This is a genomic window from Amycolatopsis orientalis (genome assembly GCF_000943515.2).
Taxonomy (GTDB): domain Bacteria; phylum Actinomycetota; class Actinomycetes; order Mycobacteriales; family Pseudonocardiaceae; genus Amycolatopsis; species Amycolatopsis orientalis.
On the sequence record NZ_CP016174.1, the window covers coordinates 7,573,421 to 7,592,528 of the forward strand.

The window sequence follows — 19,108 nt, forward strand, 5'->3', positions numbered from 1 at the left end:
AAAGTCGGCTCGGTACGCGCGGCAGAATGCAGGGTCCGAGAGCACCCGAGGGCGGATTCAGGAGCGTGGGAGTGAGCGTGCAGGGCCTGCAGACAGTCGAGCAGAAGATCGCCGAAGAACTCGGTGTGCGCGAAGGGCAGGTCAAGGCGGCCGTCGACCTGCTGGACGGCGGATCGACCGTGCCGTTCATCGCCCGGTACCGCAAGGAGGCCACCGGGATGCTGGACGACACCCAGCTCCGCACGCTCGAAGAACGCCTCCGCTACCTGCGGGAACTCGGCGAGCGCAAGGTCGCGGTACTGGAGTCGATCCGCAGCCAGGGCAAGCTGGACGAGGCGCTCGAAGCCTCGATCATGGCGGCGGACACCAAGTCCCGCCTGGAGGACATCTACCTGCCGTACAAGCCCAAGCGGCGCACCAAGGCGATGATCGCCCGCGAGGCCGGGCTGGAGCCGCTCGCCGACGGGCTGCTGAGCGACCCGAACACCGACCCGCACGCCGCGGCCGCGGTGTTCGTCGACGCCGACAAGGGCGTCGCGGACGCGCAGGCCGCGCTCGACGGCGCCCGCGCGATCCTCGTCGAACGCTTCGCCGAGGACGGCGACCTCATCGGTGAACTGCGCGAGAAGATGTGGAACCAGGGCCGCCTCGCCTCGAAGGTGCGCGAAGGCAAGGCCGACGAGGGCGCGAAGTTCTCCGACTACTTCGACTTCTCCGAGCCCTACACCAAACTCCCCTCCCACCGGATCCTCGCGATGCTGCGCGGCGAGAAGGAGGAGATCCTCGACCTCACGATGGAGCCCGAGGAGCCGTCCGACGAGCCGAAGACCGGGCCGACCGACTACGAGGTCCGCATCGCGCACAAGTTCGGGATCTCCAACGAGGGCCGCCCGGCCGACAAATGGCTCACCGACACCGTCCGCTGGGCCTGGCGCACGAAGATCCTGCTGCACCTGGGCATCGACCTGCGGATGCGGCTGCGCCAGTCGGCCGAGGACGACGCCGTCCGCGTGTTCGCCGCGAACCTGCGCGACCTGCTGCTCGCCGCCCCGGCGGGCACCCGCGCCACGATGGGCCTCGACCCGGGTTTCCGCACCGGTGTCAAGGTCGCCGTCGTCGACGCGACCGGCAAGGTCGTCGACACCCACGTGATCTACCCGCACCAGCCCGCCAACAAATGGGACCAGTCGATCGCCGAGCTGGCCGCGCTGTGCGCCCGGCACAAGGTGGACCTGATCTCGATCGGCAACGGCACCGCCTCCCGCGAGACCGACAAGCTCGCCGGTGAGCTGATCAAGAAGCACCCGGAACTGAAGCTGACCAAGGCCGTCGTCTCCGAGGCCGGCGCGTCGGTCTACTCGGCGTCGGCGTTCGCGTCGCAGGAGCTGCCGGGTATGGACGTGTCGCTGCGCGGCGCGGTCTCCATCGCGCGGCGGCTGCAGGACCCGCTGGCCGAACTGGTGAAGATCGACCCGAAGTCGATCGGGGTCGGGCAGTACCAGCACGACCTGTCGGAGATCTCCCTGTCGCGCTCGCTCGACGCGGTGGTCGAAGACTGCGTGAACGCGGTCGGCGTGGACGTCAACACCGCGTCGGCGCCGCTGCTGACCCGCGTCTCGGGCATCACGACGAGCCTGGCGGAGAACATCGTGGCGCACCGCGACCAGAACGGTCCGTTCAAGACGCGCAGCGGGCTCAAGGAGGTCGCGCGGCTCGGCCCGAAGGCCTTCGAGCAGTGCGCGGGCTTCCTCCGGATCCCGGACGGCGACGACCCGCTCGACTCGTCCTCGGTGCACCCGGAGGCCTATCCGGTGGTGCGGCGGATCCTGTCCTCGACCGGCACCGACATCCGCTCGCTGATCGGCAACTCGCGGACGCTGCAGGCGCTGAAGCCGACGGAGTTCGTCGACGAGACCTTCGGCCTCCCGACGGTGACCGACATCCTCGCCGAACTCGAAAAGCCGGGCCGCGACCCGCGTCCGGCGTTCAAGACCGCGACCTTCGCCGAGGGCGTCGAGAAGATCGGCGACCTCAAGCCGGGGATGCGGCTGGAAGGCGTCGTGACGAACGTGGCCGCGTTCGGCGCGTTCATCGACGTCGGCGTGCACCAGGACGGCCTCGCGCACGTCTCCGCGCTGTCGAAGAACTTCGTCAAGGACCCGCGTGAGGTCGTCAAGCCCGGCGACATCGTCAAGGTGAAGGTGCTGGAAGTCGACGTTCCGCGCAAGCGGATCTCGCTGACCCTGCGCCTGGACGACGAACCCGGCAAGCCTGCTCGCGAGCAGGGAGGCGGCGGGCGTGACCGCGGCCAGGGTGGTGGCGGTCAGCGCCAAGGCGGCGGTCAGCGCGGCGGCCAGGGCGGACGCGGTGGCGGCCGGGACCGCGGCGGGAACTCCGGCGGTGGCGGCGCCATGGCGGACGCGCTCCGGAAGGCCGGCTTCGGCAAGTAAGGCTCAGAAGTCCGTGAAGGCCTCCTTGAGGGACCCAGAGTCCCTCAAGGAGGCCTTCACGGATCTTTAGGGGTTCATGGCGTAGGCGCCGGAGAGGTCACGGACGAGCGACCACACGTGATCGAAGCGGGCCGCGTCGACGACGGGCTTCCGGATCGACGCCAGCGCGAGCGCCTGCTGTGCCTCGGTCGAGGACGACTTGCCGTGCAGCTCGACCGCGGTGGCGCTGAAGTCCTGCACCAGGATGGCGAAGATCTGGTCGACGACCTCGGTCTCGATGCCCGTGATCTCAGCCTGCTCCAGCACGAGCTGCCCGTAGACGACCAGCGTGAACAGCTCTGTCAGCGCGAGCCCGAAGTCGATGTCCTGCTGCTGCGCCTCGTCCGGGGCCGCGTCGGTGAACAGCTTCACCAGCGCCTCGGCCTGCTCGGTGAACCGCGCGACGTTCGGGATCGCGGACGCCTTGGCGTAGGCCTCGCGCCAGTCGTGGAACCGCACCTTCGACAGGCCGCGGGCGGGGCCCTGCCGGAACAGGAACTCGTCGTCGGCGGCGTCGGTGCGCGTCGGCACCGGCTCGTAGGCCTGCGGCGCGAACAGGTACGCGGGCACGAACTTCGCGATCAGCGCGAGGTTCACCGCCACCGTGCCTTCCAGCTTCGGCAGCCCGTCGATGTCGTTCTTGGACATCGCCAGGTAGGTGTCGGCCTCGAAACCCTTGGCCGCCACCACATCCGCGACCAGGCCGATGACCTTCTGCGCCTCGGTGGTCACCTTCATCTTGGTGATCGGGTTGAACAGCAGGTACCGGCGGTCGTCCGGGTTCGCGCTGCGGAAGTAGTCCACGGCGCGGTCTGAAAACAGCTTCATCGCGATGAGCCGCGCGTACGCCTCGACGAACTCCCGGCGCACGTGCGGGAATTCGGTGACCTTCTTGCCGTAGAGCACCCGGTTGTGCGCGTGCGTGATCGCCTCGTACAGCGAGTGCGTCGACATCCCGATGCCGCCGAAGCACAGGTTGAACTTGCCGATGTTGACCGTGTTCAGCGCCGCGGAGAACGCTTCGGCGCCGACATGCAGAATGTCCTCTTCGGACACCGGGTAGTCGTCGAGTTTGAACTCGGCGACGTACATCTGGGACGGCACGACGTTCTTCACCACGTGGTAGTTCGGGTGCTCCGAGTCCGCGTAGAAGAACACGTACTGGTCCGGGCCCTCGACACCGTCGATGCGGCCGAAGACCGACACGGTCCGCGCGCAGTTCCCGTTGCCGATGTAGTACTTCGACCCGTTCGCGCGGTAGCCGCCCGCACCGTCCGGGGTGAGCACGAGGTCCGACGAGTAGATGTCGGCGCCATGCTCCTTTTCGGACAGTCCGAAGGCGGCGACGCCACCGGCCGCGAGCGAGTCCGCCGCGCGTTTGCGGGCGGCCTCGTTCGCGCTCTGCCACACCGGGCCGAGGCCCAGGATGGTCACCTGCCAGGGGTACCAATAATTCAGCCCGTAGAAGCCGAGGATTTCCGACAGCGCCGCGACGCGCGCGGTGTCCCAGCGCTTGTCGGGATCGCCCTCGGCGTTGGCGCCGGGAGTGAGGAACGTCGAGAACAGCCCTTCCTTGCCCGCGAACTCGATGAAGTCCGCGTAGAAGGTCCGGTCGTGGTAGTCCTCGACGAGCTTGCGCTTGCCTCGCTGTTCGAACCACTCGATGGTGGCACGCAGCAGGCGACGCGTCTCCGGGTCGAACTGCCGTGGGTCGTACCCACCCGGGTTCAGCAACAACGCGGTCGCCTTTTCGCTCATCGTCACTCCTGGTCAGCCGAAGTTACTACTCGGTAACCGTAGCGTGCCGCTTCGCCGTCCGGCCACCGAACTCGACCGAAGTCACCTCCCCGTGCTCATTCCGCAGGAAGCGGGCGGTGGGCCGCCGGGTGTCGGCGGCCGGGGCGATCGAGTCTTCCGTCACGAAAACGGCTTCGAACGGCGGCGGCGACGGGAAGTCCTCGATCTCGGCGACCATCTGGGCCTGCAGCGCGCCGTCCCGGTCGCTCACCACGAACGCCAGGTCACCGGTCTGGTAGCGGCCGAGGTATTCGGCGATGTCCGGCTGGGGCACCGGCGGCAAGGTCGTGAGCGGAGGCAACCCGACCAGCTTCTCCAGGCACCAGTCGACGATCTTCGCCCCCAGCGCCGCCCCGCCCGCGCTGTTGGTCAGCACCGTGACGGCGAAGTCCTCCTCGGGCAGCGTCACGAAGTCCGACAGCTGCAGGTTGCTCACGTTGCCACCGTGCCGGACCAGGCGCGCGTCGCCGTGGCTCGTGTGCAGCCAGCTCAGCCCGACCTCCTCGAACCGCAGCGCGGCCTTGCGCTGCGGCGCGCGCAGGAGGTCGCGGGTGGCGGCGCTGACCGGCGGCTTGCCCTCTGCCTCGCCGGCCAGGAAGAACCGGGCCCACTTCAGCTGGTCACCCGCCGTGGACCACAGCCCGCCGCTCGCGCTGTCCGCGCGGGTCAGGCCCACGGTGTGCTCGACCGCCGGTACGCCGTCGCGCACCACGTGGCCGACGGCGTGACGGCGTGTGAGCACCTCCCACGGCAGGTAATACGACTCGGTCATGCCCAGGGATTCGAGCAGCCGGGTGCGGACCACGTCCTCGAAAGGTTCACCCGCCACCACCTCGACGACCCGTCCGGCCAGCTGGAACCCGGCGTTGCAGTAGGAGAACACCTCGCCGGGTGCGAAGTTCTGCGGCAGCTCGCCGAACTTCGCGATCGCCAGCGCCAGCGCGTCGTCGCCCCATCCGGTGGTGAAGTCCACGTCGCCGAGGAACCCGGCCGAATGCGTGAGCAAATGGCGCAGGGTCACCGTCTTCCGCGCCACCGGATCCGCCAGCGGGAGATCGGGAAGGTATTCGACGACCGGCCTGTCCAGCTCCAGCGCACCGTCCTCGACCAGGGCCAGCACGGCTGTCGCGGCGAAGGTCTTGCTGGTGGACCCGATCATGAACAGGGTGCCGGGATCGACCGGCAGCCCGGTGTCCACACTGGACACACCGGTGGCGAACACCGACTCCTCGCCCCGATGCGTCACCCCCACCACGGCCCCCGGGACGCCCGCCTCGCGTGCCCCCTCGTCGAGCACGCCTCGCAGCTCCTGAACGTTCGACACCCGTGTCCCCTTTCGTACGGTCAGGCCAGCGTTCCACCGCACCGACGCCTCCGTCTCGTACGAACAGACGAACCTCGCCGGGCCGATGCGGGCGATATCACGTAGCCGCGGAGATCACGACCCAGTACACTGGGGTTGCGGTCCGCTCAGTTCTGCCTCGGGCCGCGTTTCGTTGTCGAAGACCACGCGCCGCGGCCCCCCGAGGTCTGCGCCGGGCAGGACAACCGTTCCGATCCCTTACGGAGATACCAGGGCGCGCCTCGCGCCCATACGCTTATGAGCACACCTACTTTCACCGAACTCGGCCTGCCCAAGACCCTCGTGGACGCGCTCGCCGAACAGGGCGTCACCAGCCCGTTCCCCATCCAGGCCGCCACGTTGCCGCATTCGCTGGCGGGCCGCGACGTCCTCGGCCGCGGCCGCACCGGCTCCGGCAAGACCTACGGCTTCGTGCTGCCCGTCCTGACCCGGCTGGCCGCCGGGCCGACGCGCCGCCGCCCCGGCCGCCCGCGTGCGCTGGTACTGGCGCCGACCCGCGAACTGGCCACCCAGATCGAGGCGTCGTTCCTGCCGCTGGCCAAGCCGCTCGGCCTCAAGGTCACCACCATCTTCGGCGGGGTCAGCCCCAATCCGCAGATCACCCGGCTGCGGGACGGCGTCGACATCGTCGTCGCCTGCCCCGGCCGGCTCGCCGACCACATGCGCTCGGGTGAGGCGAAGCTCGACAACATCGAGATCACCGTGCTGGACGAGGCCGACCACATGGCCGACCTGGGCTTCCTGCCCGACGTCCGGCGCATCATGGCCGAGACCCCGGAGCGCGGCCAGCGGCTGCTGTTCTCCGCGACCCTCGACGCGGGCGTCGACGTGCTGGTCAAGCGCTTCATGCACGACCCGGTCACGCACAGCGTCGACTCGGCGCAGTCGCCGGTCTCGACCATGAAGCACCACGTGCTGCACCTGGAGGAGACCCACCGGCTGCCGGTGCTGATCGACCTCACCGCGGCGCCGGGCCGGACACTGGTGTTCACCCGCACGAAGCACCGCGCCAAGCAGCTGACGCGCAAGCTCATGGCCTCCGGCGTGCCGGCGGTCGAACTGCACGGCAACCTCGGCCAGACCGCGCGGACGCGCAACCTGGAGGCCTTCTCCTCCGGTGCGGCGAAGACGCTGGTCGCCACCGACATCGCCGCCCGCGGTATCCACGTCGACGACGTCACGCTGGTCATCCACGCCGACCCGCCGGTCGAGCACAAGGCGTACCTGCACCGGTCCGGCCGGACCGCGCGGGCCGGGGCGTCCGGCACCGTCGTCACGCTGATGACCGACGCGCAGGTCGGCGACGTCCGCGACCTCACCCGCAAGGCGGGTATCAAGCCGACCACGACGCAGCTCGGCCCCGGCCACCCGCTGCTGGCCGAGCTGGCTCCCGGCGAGCGTTCGTTCACCGCGTCGCCGCGGCGGCCGATCGTGGACACCCGGCCGAAGAAGGTCTCCGCCAGTGGCCAGGCCATCCTGGGCAAGGGCGACGAGGAAGAGGACCGTCCGGCCGGCCGCGGTCGCGGTAACCGGACAGGCCGTGGCCGTGGTCCGTCCGCCGGTGGCCGGGGTGCTTCCGGCGGGCGTCGCGGTAGCTCCTCGGAAGGCCGTTCGCGTCAGCCCCGGGCCGAGGGTGACCGCCGTGGTGGCGCTCCCGCCGGTCAGGGCCGTCGTGCTGCCGAGACCACCGGACGTCGCGAGGGCGCGCCCAAGGGCGGACAGGCTCGCCGCGGCGCGGCCGAGTCGCAGCCGCGCCGGGCTTCCGGGGCCGCGAAGTCCCAGTCCTCGCGCAACCAGTCCGGTGGGGCTCCGGCCCGCCGGGGCGGTGCCGCCGCGTTCTCCTCGGGCACCCGCGCGGGCGGCCGCCGCTCCCGCTGAGGCTCGCCTCGCCTGCTCCAGCAGTGTCATGAGGGGTCCCCATAGGACGAATTTCGTCCTATGGGGACCCCTCATGACGTTTCGGGACCGGACCCCAGGCACTCAACGCCGTGCGGCGGAGCGGGCTTCGGCGGCCGCGCGCCGCTCTTCGAACCGCGACGCCTGGGTGTCGAGGCCCTTCAGGAACTGGTCGAGTTCGTCCCTGGCCTTCTCCCCCACCTCGCCGAGCCCCTCCAGCTCGAAGATCTTCCACTGCCGCAGCAGCGGCCAGATCACTTCGTCGTGGTGGATCCGCAGGTCGTAGATACCCGCCTTCGCGATCAGCGCGGCCTTCCGCACGAAACTCGGGATCACCGCGCCCGGCATCTGGAACTGGACGACCTCGTCGGTGATCGCGCGCATCATCGCGTCGGGGGAAAGCTCCAGCGACGCCTGGACCAGGTTCCGATAGAAGACCATGTGCAGGTTCTCGTCCATCGCGACCCGGGAGAGCAGCTTCTCGCACAACGGGTCCTGCGTGTACCGCCCGGTGTTGCGGTGCGAAATCCGCGTCGCCAGTTCCTGGAACGACACGTACGCGAAGACGTTCAGCAACGCCTTGTCGCCGCTGTCGTAGCCGGCCTGCATGGTCTGCATGCGCGCCCGCTCCAGCTCGACCGGGTCCACCGCACGCGTCACCAGCAGGTAGTCACGGATGCAGATACCGTGACGGCCTTCTTCGGCGGTCCAGCGGTGCACCCAGGTGCCCCAGGCGCCGTCACGCCCGAACGCCCGCTCGATCTCGCGGTGGTAGCTCGGCAGGTTGTCCTCGGTGAGGAGGTTGACCTCCAGCGAGGTCCGCGCGATCGGCGACACCCGCGACTGCTCGGGATCCCAGGGCTCGCCGCCCAGTTCGGCGAAGTTCTTCCCCTCACTCCACGGCACGTACTCGTGCGGCATCCATTCCTTGGCGACCGAGAGATGCCGGTTGAGGTTCTCCTCGACCGTCCCCTCGAGCTCGAGCATCAGCCGGGTGGTTTCGGGGACCGTCATGCGTCTCGTCCTTCCGGGATAACGGAAAACGCCTACCTACGACACCGTAACTTACGGTCTCGTAGGTAGGCGAGGTCCCGGAGATGAACTAAAGCGACGCGGTCAGCCCTCGCGCCCGCAGGACCGACCGTTCCAGCGGCCGGAAGACGATCAGCTCGATGCCGACCCCGACCAGCAGGATCAGGAAGATCGCCGAGATCACGGCTTCCATGCTGTTGAACGACGAACCCTCGTTCAGGTACGCGCCGAGTCCCTTGCCGAGCGCCGGGGACAGCGCGATCAGTTCGGCGGCCATCAGCGAACGCCACGAGAACGCCCAGCCCTGCTTGAGCCCGGCCAGGAAACCGGGCAGCGCGGCGGGCAGCAGGATGTGCCGGGCGGAGGAGAGCCTGCCCGCGCCCATCACCTGGCCGACCCGCGGCAGGATCGGCGGGATCTGGTCGATGCCCGCGACGAGGCCGTTCGCGATCGACGGCACCGAACCCAGCAGGACGACGAAGTAGATCGAGGCGTCGTTCAGCCCGAACCACAGGATCGCGGCGGGCACCCAGGCCACCGACGGAAGGCTTTGCAGGCCGGTCAGGAACGGTCCGACGGCCGCACGGACCAGCCGGACCTTCGCCACCAGCAGGCCCAGCGGGGTCCCGATGACCACCCCGATCAGGAAGCCCAGCGCGGCGCGGTGCACCGAGGTCCAGACGAACTCGAAGATCTCGCCGTCGACGGTGATGCCGACGAGTTCGTCCCAGACCGCGAGCGGCGAGGGCAGCATCGACTCGGGCCAGAACGCGGCGGCCCACAGTGCCTGCCACAGCGCGATCAGCAGGACCAGGAACACCACCGGCGGCACGAAACCGCGCAAGAACCGCTTCCCGCGGCTTTCCCGGCGTTCCCCGGCGGGGGTGTCGAGCGAGTCGAGCCCCGCGCCGACGGCCTCGTCCGCCTCCACGGCCACCTCGACGCCGGGGCGGTCAAGCCGCGGCATGGGTACTGATCACCTCCCGGAGGTGACCGGTGATCTCCAGCGTCAGTTCTTCGGCGTCGGACGCCTGGACGTCGCGCCATTCCCGTACGACCCGGCCCGGCCGCGACGAGAGCAGCACGACCCGCTGGCCGAGCCGGACGGCCTCGCGGACGTCGTGGGTCACGAACAGCACCGAGGTCCCGGTGCTGCGGTAGACGCGCAGCAGTTCGCCCTGCAGGACATCGCGGGTGATCGCGTCGAGCGCGGCGAACGGCTCGTCCATCAGCAGCAGCGACTGTTCCGGGTCACCGCCGACGCGCAAGGTCGCGGCCAGCGCCCTGGCGAGCGCGACGCGCTGCCGCATGCCACCGGACAGCTCGTGCGGCCGCTTGTCGCCCGCGCCGCCGAGCCGGACGAGGTCGAGGAGTTCGGCCGCCTTCTCACGGCGCTCGGTCCGGCCGAAACCGGCCAGCCGCAGCGGGAGTTCCACGTTGCGGGCCGCGGTCAGCCACGGCATCAGCGCGGCCTCCTGGAACATCACCGCCGGCCGGGAGGTCTCCAGGGTGATCGAGCCCGACGTCGGCTTGTCGAGGCCGGCGACCAGGTTCAGCAGCGTGCTCTTGCCGCAGCCGGACGCGCCCAGCAGGCAGACGAACTCGCCGGGGGCGACGGTCAGGTCCATCCCGTCGAGGGCCACGACGGCGCGGCCCGTCGGCCCGAACGCCTTCCGGACGCCGTCGAGCCGCACGGCGACACCGGTGGACAGGCCGGGCTCCAAGGTGGTCGTCATCGCTGATCCCCTCCGGTCACTTCGTCAGGCCGGACGCGTTCACGCCGGGCTTGCCCTGCTCGGAGAGCACGGCGTTGAGCGGGCCGAAATCGGCGAACCCCTTGAGGTCCACCGCCGATTTCACCACGCCCGCGGTCACCGAGTCCTGCGCGAGCTGGGCGAACGTCGACGCGACGGGGTCGATGCCGAGTTCGATGCCCGAGAACGCGCGGTCGAGGACCGCCTCACTCAGTGTGCTGCCCGCGAGCGCCTTGAGTTCTCCATTGACCACCGTTTTCGCCTCGGCGGGATTGGTCTTCGCCCACTCGATGGCGGCGAGCTCACCCTTGAGGATGGCGGTGACGGTCTCCGGGTGCTGCTGGAGGAACTCGCTGCGGACGATCACCACCGTGGTCGGGAACTTGCCTTCCGGCCACAGGTTCTTCTCGTCCACCAAGACCTTCGCGCCCGCGTCGAGCACCAGCCGCGACGACCACGGTTCCGGCAGCCAGCCGCCGTCGAGTTCGCCCTTCTTGAAGGCGTCGAACGTCTTCGGGTTGTCGAGGTTGGTGATCTTGACGCCCGCCAGCTTCTTCTCGGCGATGAACTTCTTGAGCGCGACGTCCTGGGTGTTCGCCAGCGACGGCGTGGCGATGTTCTTGCCGGTGAGCTGCTCGGGAGCGGCGATCTCGGGTTTCACCACCAGCTGCGCGCCTCCGGTGACCGCGCCGGACACGAGCTGGATGGCGCCCTTGGACTTGGTGAAGGCGTTGATCGCCGGGCCGGAGCCGATGAAGGCGATGTCGAGCGAGTTGCCGAGCAGCGCGTTGACCTCTTCGGGCCCGGCGTTGAACGTCTGGGGGGTGAGCTTCGTCGAGCCCAGTTCCTTGGCGAAGAAGCCGTTCTTGACCCCGATCAGCGCGGGCGCGTGCGTCACGTTCGGGAAGTACCCGACGCGCACCTCGGCCGCGGCGCCCTGGCTCTTCTGTTCCGTCTTGGGGCCGCTGTCCGCGCGCGAACACCCCGCCATCGAACCGGCCAGGGTCAGGGCGGCGAAGGCCGCGGCCAGCAGACGGGTTCTGTGGTGGGTGCGCACGGGAGTCGCCTTTCGGAGGGTACGACACTGCTCGGGTGGTGGCGCGAGAGTCGCATGTCAGCCCGCCTGCCTGCATCGCCATCCGAATGACGGGAAAGATGCTGAGAAAACTTGACACCGGGTAGAACTGCTGTTCCACATATCAGGACGGGCGTCCCAGTCCGGTGACCCGGCCCCGGCGTCCTCACGGTGTAACGGTCCGGGCCGAACGGCCGAATCACGCTTAGTGGTGCAACACCCTCGGACCGTCGCGATGGCGGGTGTGCTGACCGCCGGTATCGGGATGGTCGTGCTGGCGATGACGCTCAAGATCGCCGACGGCACGCACACCGTGCTGGACACCACCCTGTCGACGACGACCGGGTTCCTCTTCCTCCTCGCCGGCGCCGTCGCGCATGTGCGCCGTTCCTCGAATCCCACCGGCCTGCTCATCGCGGTGGCCGGGCTCGCGTTGTTCGCCGAGGACCTGCAGTTCGCCCAAGAACCCGTCACACATACCGTCGGCCTCGCGCTGACCGCCGCGTCCAGCCCGGTGATCGCGCATCTCGTCCTCGTCTTTCCGCACGGGAGTCTCCGGACGCGGGGGGAACGCGTACTCGTCTTCACCGCGTACGCCGTCGTCTTCTCTTCGGCGGTGCTCGGCCTGCTGGTGAACGACGATCCGCGGAACCTCGCCGCGGTCGCGGCCTCGCCGGAGTCCGAACAACTGGTCAAACGGCTGCTGGAACTGGTCGGCGCACTGATCGGCGGCGGCGTGGTCGTGGTGCTGCTCTACCGCTGGCTCGCCGGCCGTCTCCCGCAGCGGCGGCTGCTCTCCCCGGTCGTCGCCATCGCCGTGATCGGCGCGGTGAGCACCACGGTCGGCAGCGCGCTGGGCTCCGGGCATCCGGTCTCCGAACCGCTGCTGGACGTCTACCGGATCTCGTTCTGCCTGTGGCCGCTGGCGTTCCTGGTCGGGGTGCTGCGGGCGCGGGTCGGCAACGCGGAGATGATCCGGCTCCTGCTGGAACGCGACGGCTCCGGGCTGGCGGCACTCGTCCAGGACGACGAGGTGTGGAAGGACAGCCGGTCGATCGACGCGCTCAACGCCGCCGCCGGGCTGGTACTGGACAACCAGCGGCTCGCCGCGGAACTGGAGGAGCGGCTCGTCGAGGTCCATGCCTCCCGCGCCCGCATCGTGGCCGCCGCGGACGACGAGCGGAGGCGGGTCGAACGAGACCTGCACGACGGCGCGCAGCAGCGGCTGGTGAGTGTCGTGCTGCTGCTGAGGATGGCCGAACGGCGGCTCGGCGGCGAGGTGACCCCCGCCGTGGCGTCCCTGCTGCGGAGCACCATCGACGAACTGCAGGCCACCGTCACCGAACTCCGCGAACTCGCACGCGGGCTGCGGCCGGCGATCCTCACCGAGGCCGGGCTGATCCCCGCCGTCCGGTCGCTGCTGGACCGGATCCCGCTCGCGGTCGACCTCGCGGCCGCCGACGTGCCCCGGCTCAGCGGCGCAGTCGAGGCGACGGCGTACTTCGTCGTCTCCGAAGCGGTGACCAACGCCCTGAAACACGCGCAGGCCGGGGAGGTCCGCGTGCGCATCGGCGTCGAGGAGGACGGTCTGCGGGTGGAGGTCCACGACGACGGCACCGGCGCGGCCGACATCGGCGGCGGTTCCGGGCTGCACGGCCTGCGCGACCGCGTCCGCGCCCTCGGCGGCGAACTCGTCGTCCTGGGCGACGCCGGTTCCGGCAGCACGGTTTCGGCCGTGATCCCGCTGGACGGCTAAGCGAGCCCGCGGATCGCCCGCGCGGGCGGGCGCTCCCCCTGGATCGAGGCGATCATCTCCAGTACCTGTCGCGTGCGCTTCACCTCGTGCACCCGGAACACCTTCGCCCCCTCGGCCACCGCCCAGGCCGTGGCGGCGAGGGTCCCGTCGACGCGCTCCGCGAGTTCCACGCCGAGCGTCTCGCCGACGAAGTCCTTATTGGACAGTGCCATCAGCACCGGCCAGCCGGTGTCCGCCAGTGCCCGCGCGTGCCGCAGCAACGCGAGACTGTGCCAGGTGTTCTTGCCGAAGTCGTGGGTCGGGTCGATCAGCACCCCCTCGCGCGGGACGCCGAGCGCGACGACGGCCTCGGCGTGCGCCGTCGTCTCCGCGACGACGTCCGCGACGACGTCCGGGTACCGCACCCGGAACGGGCGGGTGCGCGGGACGGCGTTGCCGGTGTGCGAGCAGACGTAACCGGTGCCGAACTCCGCCGCGACCTCCGCCAGCCGCGGATCGGCGCCGGCCCAGGTGTCGTTGATCAGGTCCGCGCCCACCTCCGCCGACCGCCTGCCCACCTCGTGGCGCCAGGTGTCGACGCTGATCACCAGGTCGGGATGCAGTTCCCGGATCCGTTCGACGAACGGCACCACCCGTCGGATCTCTTCTTCGACGTCCACCTCCGCACCGGGGCCGGCCTTCACCCCGCCGATGTCGACGATGTCCGCCCCCTCCTCCACGGCCCTGGCGACGGCGGCGAGCGCGTCCGGGTCGGAGAAGGTCGCGCCCTTGTCGTAGAAGGAATCCGGCGTGCGGTTGACGATCGCCATGACCAGGGCGCGATCACGGGCGACGCGGCGCCCGCGGAAGGTCAGCTCGTTCACCCCCCGATCGTAGGAGAGAACCCCCGAAGTGCCGCCCAGTGGGACCGTCCCGGACACCGGGAGCGCCCATTCGAGTGGCTATATCTGATATATGACACAAGAGATCGGATCTCTCTTGACTCGCCGTCGAGCGGGCGGGTAATTGTTGTCCCGCAAGGAAGTTCAGCCCGGCGACACGGTCGCCCCCAGAGCTGGTCGGGATGCCGACGGACGGCGGATCGGCATCCCGGCCACCCACTCCCCCGGGAGTCCCCGGCGCAGGAAGGGCCAAGAATGTCCCAAGATCCTCTTCGCGCGGCAAGGCTTTCGCGGCGCACGGTGCTGGCGGGAACCGCGGGCGCCCTCGGCGCGCTCGCGCTGCCCGGGATGGCCGCCGCGGCGCCGGTGGACTGGTCCCGCGCTGTCGTCGACTCGACGATGAAGCGCTACACCCCGGCCACCCTCGGCGGCTGGGGCTACACCCGCGGCCTGTACCTCTACGGCCAGTACCTGGTGTACCGGCGCACCGGCGAGAAGCGCTACCTCGACTACATCCTCGCCTGGTACGACCGGTTCGTCACCGAAACCGGGATCTCCAACGGCTTCACCAACCTGGACGCGATGCGCTCCGGGCAGATGTTCCCCTTGCTGTACACCGAAACCGGACAGGCGAAGTACAAGACCGCGGCGGACCAGCTGCGCCGCCGGTTCCCGTCCTATCCACGGACGTCCGACGGCGGGATGTTCCACGCCACGAGCAAGGTCGGGCAGTTGTGGGCGGACGGCGTGTACATGGCGCAGCCGTTCCTCGCCTTGTACGGCAAGACCTTCGGCGACACGGGCTACTGCTACGAAGAGGCGGCGAAGAACGTCACCGTCTATTTCGACCGGCTCAAGGAACCCGCCAAGGGCCTGCTCTACCACGCCTACGACGAGGACGGCTCGGAATCGTGGGCCTCGGGCCCCGGGCGGCATTCGAAGTACCACTGGGCCCGCGCGATCGGCTGGCTCGGGATGACGTCGATCGACCTGCTGGAGATCCTGCCCGTGGGCCATCCGCGACGTCAGCGGCTCGTCGACGTCGTCAAGTTCCTCGCGGCAGGCTACACCCGGTGGCAGGACCGGGCTTCGGGCCGCTGGTTCCAGATCGTCGACCGCGGCGGCGACAAGGACAACTGGCTGGAGACGTCGGCCTCGGCGATGTACACGTTCCTGCTCTCCCGTGCCGTCGAGCGCGGATACGTCGGCACGGAGTACGGACCGGTCTCCGCGAAGGGCTACGCCGGGGTCCTCTCCCAGGTTTCCACCGGTTCCGACGGGCTGACCGATATCAAGAACATTTCCGAGGGCACGAATGTCGGCGATACCGCGTATTACTACGCGCGTAAGCGCAACACCAACGATTTCCATGGTCTCGGCGCGTTTCTCATCATGAATGAGCAACTCGCCTTCTGAGGTCGCCGCACCGGCCGAAGGGCGCTTTCCCGGGTCTTGACCAGGGGAAAGCGCCCTTCGGTTCGTTCGCGGGCGGTGCCGGGTATTGACCGGAGGCGCTAACATCGCGTGCTGCGACGCCCACTCCCAGGAGGGACGACCGGATGCGCGAGACGCCGACCCAGGCCTCCTATACCCGGCTCGAACTCGGTGACACCAGCACGATCCCGGTCGGTGTGACGGTTTCACCGCACATCTCACTGGTTTCGATGCTCGTCGAGGTCGTCGGCGGGTACGACCGCGGGCTACCCGGCCCCTGGCGCCGCCAGGTGGGTTCGGCGATCCCGGAGCAGGGATACCGCGCGGCGAGCGCGCTCGCCCGCCGGGGCACCTCCGTCCAGCCGGATTTCATCGTGCCGATCAGTCCCACCGAGGACGCTTCCGCCGTCTACCAGGCGGAAATGCTGCGGGATCTCACGGAGGCCGACGTTTTGAAAGGCATCGAAGAGGTCTTCGGCGACCGGCTGCCCGCCCAGTGGCGGCAGGCGGCCGATCAGCCAAGACGCTGGGTCGCCTCGCTCGCGGACGCCTTCACCGCGACCAGGGTGGCGACCGAGAACCTGTGGACCAAGGCCCGGCCCCTGCTCGACCGCGAGATCGAACGGATCGGCGTCGCCTCCGTCCGCGGCGGGACCGACGCGGTCCTCGGCCTGCTGCGGCCCCATTTCCGGTTCAGCAACGGCTCACTGCTGCTGCCCGACGCCGAACCGGCGCGCTACACCACCCGCGGCCGCAAACTGATCCTCGTCCCGATGCTCGCGGGCGGCCGGTCGGTGGTGTCCAATTTCGACGAAGAGGACGCCATCTGGATCGCGTATCCCCTCCCGGGTTTGGACGGCCTGCTCGAAAACGGCCGGTCCGAAGCACGCCCCGGTGTCGAAGGGCTCGATCTCGTCGTCGGCGCCCATCGCGCGAAACTGTTGCGGCACTTGGGAAAGCCCGCGCGAATGGGGGAGATCGCGAATCTGCTGTCCTGCGCCGCGAGCACCGCGACCTACCACTGCGAGCAGCTCGTCTCGGCGGGGCTGATCCAGCGTCACCGCGAGGGTCAGGTCGTCCTCGTGGTCCGGACGCCCCGCGGTGACGCACTCGTGGATCTGCTCGCCTGAGTCGTGAGGGGCCTTCACGGACCGTGGTCCGGGGGTTTGGCAGGAGCTGAAGGGCGCTTTCCCCGCATGCGATGAGAGGAAAGCGCCCTTCGCCGCATGAGATGAGAGGAAAGGCCCCTTCAGCCACCTCACACCCGACGCCAGGTCGCGAGGGAGCGGAGTCGGATCTGGTCGTGAGTGGTAAGTGTCGTTAGAACGACACTTACCACTCACGAGCCCCTAAACCCGCTGCAGCCCGGGCTTCCCGGCCTCCACGACGTAGCTGCGGTCGGCGGCCAAGGTCACCTTCGAGAAGTCGTACTCGGCGGTGTCCGAAACCGTCATGAAGTCCGCCCGCATCTGTGACTGCGACGCCGTCACCCTTACGTAGCCACGTTTCCCGCGGCAGTACTTGATGTGCGGGTTGTTCGAGAGCCACGTCGACGACGGATCGGTCGCGGTGTCGCTGTTGCTCGTCACCGACGTCGTCACCAGTTCCGAACCGAACACCGGGTCGCTGTGGTTGAAGTAGTCGCGGCGCAGATCGGCCGCCCAGTGCCGGTGGACGTCGCCGGTCAGCACGATCGGGTTCGGCACCTTGCGGTCCACGATGCCCTTCGCGATCCGGTCGCGGGAAGCCTCGTAACCCTGCCAGGAGTCGGGACTCTCACAGGTCGCCTTGTTGCCGTCGCCGTCACGGGTGGCGAAGAAGACCTGCTGGCCCAGGAAGTCCCACTTCGCCGGTTGGGTCTCCAGCGCCTTCAGCAGCCAGGCCTCCTGCGTGGTGCCCAGGATGCTGCGCGACGTCGACCGCATGTCGGTGCACGCCGGTCCGGCGTCGCCGGAAGGGTCGGGCACCTGCGCGTTGCGGTACTGCCGGGTGTCGAGCATGTGGAACCGGGCGAGGTTGCCCCAGGAGAACTGTCGGTACAGGCGGATGGTCGAACCACTCGGCTTGGCGGTGGACCGGATCGGCATGTTCTCGTAGAACGCCTGGAATCCGTTGGCCTTCCGCTCGGCTGTGGCGGGGCTGGTGGTGCCGTTCCAGTTGTTCATCACCTCGTGGTCGTCGAAGACCACGATCCACGGCGCCATCGCGTGCGCGGCCTGCAGATCGGCGTCGGTCTTGTGCTGCGCGTGCCGGGCGCGGTACTGCGCGAGCGTCTGCACGTCCTCGGTGAAGGCGAGCCGGCGCGGATTCAGTTCCGCGGCGGCGCGGCCGGATTTCCGCTCGTACATGTAATCGCCGAGGAACAGCACCAGCTCCGGGTTGTCGGCGAGCATTCCCTTGTACGAGTGGTACCAGCCCTCCTCCCAGTGCTGGCAGGAGGAGAAGCAGTACTTCAGCTGACTGACCGCCGCACCGGCCGCGGGCGCGGTCCGGGTCCGGCCGACCGGCGAGATGTAACCGCTGGTCTTGAAGCGGTAGAAGTACTCGCGGCCCGGCTGGAGCCCGACCGGTTCGATGTGCACGCTGTACCCGGAGGCACGGGCGGCGGTCGCGGTGCCGTTCTGGACGACCGACGAGAACGCCTGGTCGTTCGCGATCTCCCAGTCCACTGTGTACGAAGCGTCCGGCATCCCGCCGAAACCGTCGGGGTTCAGCGGGGCGGGGGCGAGCCGCGTCCACAGCACGACACTGTCCGGCAACGGATCACCCGAGGCGACCCCGAGCTGGAACGGATCGTGGATGGCGGGTGCCGCCGCCATCGTTCTCGCGTTCGCCCACGAAGGCAACGTCGACGACAACGCCGCCGCCGAAACCGCCGCGGCTCCACCGAGGAGTACCGCCCGCCGGTTCACCTGACCCATGAGAATTCAACCTTTCGAAGTGGGGAAGAACGGGGAGGGATTTCACGCGGCGTAATCGGTGATGCCGCCACTGCATGCCTCGAGAACCGGATTCGCGGCGGCGTTGGCGACGCAGACCTTGTAATAGACCCACGAACCCTTCGCGACCGGCACGGCCTTGTCGACGTGCGTGCCGTTACCGCCGGACGCCCAGACGTAGAACGGGCCCGCGCCGCCCTTCAGCCAGTAGGCGACCACGGCGGACTTGCCGTCGGCGTCCTTGTCGTAGACCAGGAAATGAGCATCGGAGGAACGGAACTGTCCTTCACCCGCGCAGACACCGGTGGAACATTCGGCGCTGCCGGATCCGACGCCGCAGTCGGGCGCGATCCGCTGATCGGAGCCGGTGTAGACATATCCGTCCGAAATGTAACCCCCGAGCGCGGGAACGTAGTCCCACAACGTCGTCGTGCCCAGCGGACCGGTGACCTCGGTCCCGATCGTCTGGCAGTCGATGGTCACCGAGGCACCGTTGGCCACCGTGCGCACCGCGGACGACGAGGTGCTCGGCGCACGGCGCACGTTCAGCGGATCACCCGCCGTCTTCACGGTCCCGGTCGCCGCGGCCAGCGCGGGGGTCGCGGCGGCGAGACCGAAGGCACCCGCCGTCGCCAGCACGAGGAAGAAACCGGCGAGCCGCCGGTGAACTGAACGTTTCATGGCCGCAGCGT

14 protein-coding genes are annotated in these 19,108 nt (G+C 69.2%); 5 read left to right on the top strand and 9 right to left on the bottom strand.

Annotated elements, in window-relative coordinates; translation table 11 throughout:
* Positions 1-71 precede the first annotated feature (71 nt).
* Positions 72-2,450: a Tex family protein gene (locus SD37_RS32940; protein ID WP_044856187.1), complete on the top strand. Its 2,379-nt coding sequence runs from the start codon at positions 72-74 to the stop codon at positions 2,448-2,450.
* Positions 2,451-2,516: 66 nt separating this feature from the next.
* Here the strand turns inward: SD37_RS32940 and SD37_RS32945 are convergent, their stop codons facing one another.
* Both SD37_RS32945 and SD37_RS32950 read right to left on the bottom strand, forming a co-directional pair.
* Positions 2,517-4,247 (bottom strand): acyl-CoA dehydrogenase, encoded by a 1,731-nt coding sequence (locus SD37_RS32945; protein ID WP_044856188.1) that lies wholly within the window; start codon positions 4,245-4,247, stop codon positions 2,517-2,519.
* A 25-nt stretch (positions 4,248-4,272) separates the two neighbouring features.
* A complete protein-coding gene (locus tag SD37_RS32950) occupies positions 4,273-5,610 on the bottom strand; it encodes a serine hydrolase domain-containing protein (protein WP_044856189.1) in 1,338 nt (445 codons plus the stop codon).
* Between the two features lie 276 nt (positions 5,611-5,886).
* On the opposite strand from SD37_RS32950, the gene SD37_RS32955 reads away from it, so the two are divergent.
* A complete protein-coding gene (locus SD37_RS32955) occupies positions 5,887-7,527 on the top strand; it encodes a DEAD/DEAH box helicase (RefSeq protein ID WP_037303320.1) in 1,641 nt (546 codons plus the stop codon).
* A 102-nt stretch (positions 7,528-7,629) separates the two neighbouring features.
* Here the strand turns inward: SD37_RS32955 and SD37_RS32960 are convergent, their stop codons facing one another.
* From SD37_RS32960 to SD37_RS32975, 4 genes are all read right to left on the bottom strand, one after another.
* Positions 7,630-8,559, bottom strand: a complete 930-nt coding sequence (locus SD37_RS32960; RefSeq protein ID WP_044856190.1) for an acyl-ACP desaturase — start codon at positions 8,557-8,559, stop codon at positions 7,630-7,632.
* 88 nt (positions 8,560-8,647) lie between these two features.
* Positions 8,648-9,544, bottom strand: coding sequence for an ABC transporter permease (locus SD37_RS32965; protein WP_044856191.1), 897 nt, complete (start codon positions 9,542-9,544; stop codon positions 8,648-8,650).
* Positions 9,531-10,313 carry an ABC transporter ATP-binding protein gene (locus SD37_RS32970; RefSeq protein ID WP_044856192.1) on the bottom strand — a complete coding sequence of 261 codons (783 nt, stop codon included), beginning with the start codon at positions 10,311-10,313 and terminating at the stop codon, positions 9,531-9,533. The genes SD37_RS32965 and SD37_RS32970 overlap by 14 nt, the downstream gene beginning before the upstream one ends.
* A gap of 16 nt (positions 10,314-10,329) precedes the next feature.
* Positions 10,330-11,388, bottom strand: a complete 1,059-nt coding sequence (locus SD37_RS32975; RefSeq protein WP_044856193.1) for an ABC transporter substrate-binding protein — start codon at positions 11,386-11,388, stop codon at positions 10,330-10,332.
* A gap of 253 nt (positions 11,389-11,641) precedes the next feature.
* Between SD37_RS32975 and SD37_RS32980 the strand changes: the two genes are divergently transcribed.
* Positions 11,642-13,162, top strand: coding sequence for a sensor histidine kinase (locus SD37_RS32980; protein ID WP_145926998.1), 1,521 nt, complete (start codon positions 11,642-11,644; stop codon positions 13,160-13,162).
* Here the strand turns inward: SD37_RS32980 and folP are convergent.
* A complete protein-coding gene (gene folP / locus SD37_RS32985) occupies positions 13,159-14,025 on the bottom strand; it encodes a dihydropteroate synthase (RefSeq protein WP_083255152.1) in 867 nt (288 codons plus the stop codon). The two genes, SD37_RS32980 and folP, sit on opposite strands and share 4 nt — an antisense overlap.
* 273 nt (positions 14,026-14,298) lie before the next feature.
* On the opposite strand from folP, the gene SD37_RS32990 reads away from it, so the two are divergent.
* Entirely contained in the window at positions 14,299-15,459 is a 1,161-nt protein-coding gene (locus tag SD37_RS32990; RefSeq protein WP_044856194.1) for a glycoside hydrolase family 88/105 protein, read from the top strand.
* Positions 15,460-15,602: 143 nt separating this feature from the next.
* On the top strand, positions 15,603-16,607 hold the full coding sequence (locus SD37_RS32995) for a winged helix-turn-helix domain-containing protein (RefSeq protein ID WP_044856195.1): 1,005 nt from the start codon (positions 15,603-15,605) through the stop codon (positions 16,605-16,607).
* Between the two features lie 219 nt (positions 16,608-16,826).
* On the opposite strand, the gene SD37_RS33000 is transcribed toward SD37_RS32995, so the two are convergent.
* Both SD37_RS33000 and SD37_RS33005 read right to left on the bottom strand, forming a co-directional pair.
* Positions 16,827-18,398 carry an alkaline phosphatase D family protein gene (locus SD37_RS33000; protein ID WP_044856196.1) on the bottom strand — a complete coding sequence of 524 codons (1,572 nt, stop codon included), beginning with the start codon at positions 18,396-18,398 and terminating at the stop codon, positions 16,827-16,829.
* 42 nt (positions 18,399-18,440) lie between these two features.
* Complete coding sequence (locus SD37_RS33005; RefSeq protein ID WP_044856197.1) at positions 18,441-19,097, bottom strand: SH3 domain-containing protein; 657 nt, start codon at positions 19,095-19,097, stop codon at positions 18,441-18,443.
* Positions 19,098-19,108: the final 11 nt, after the last annotated feature.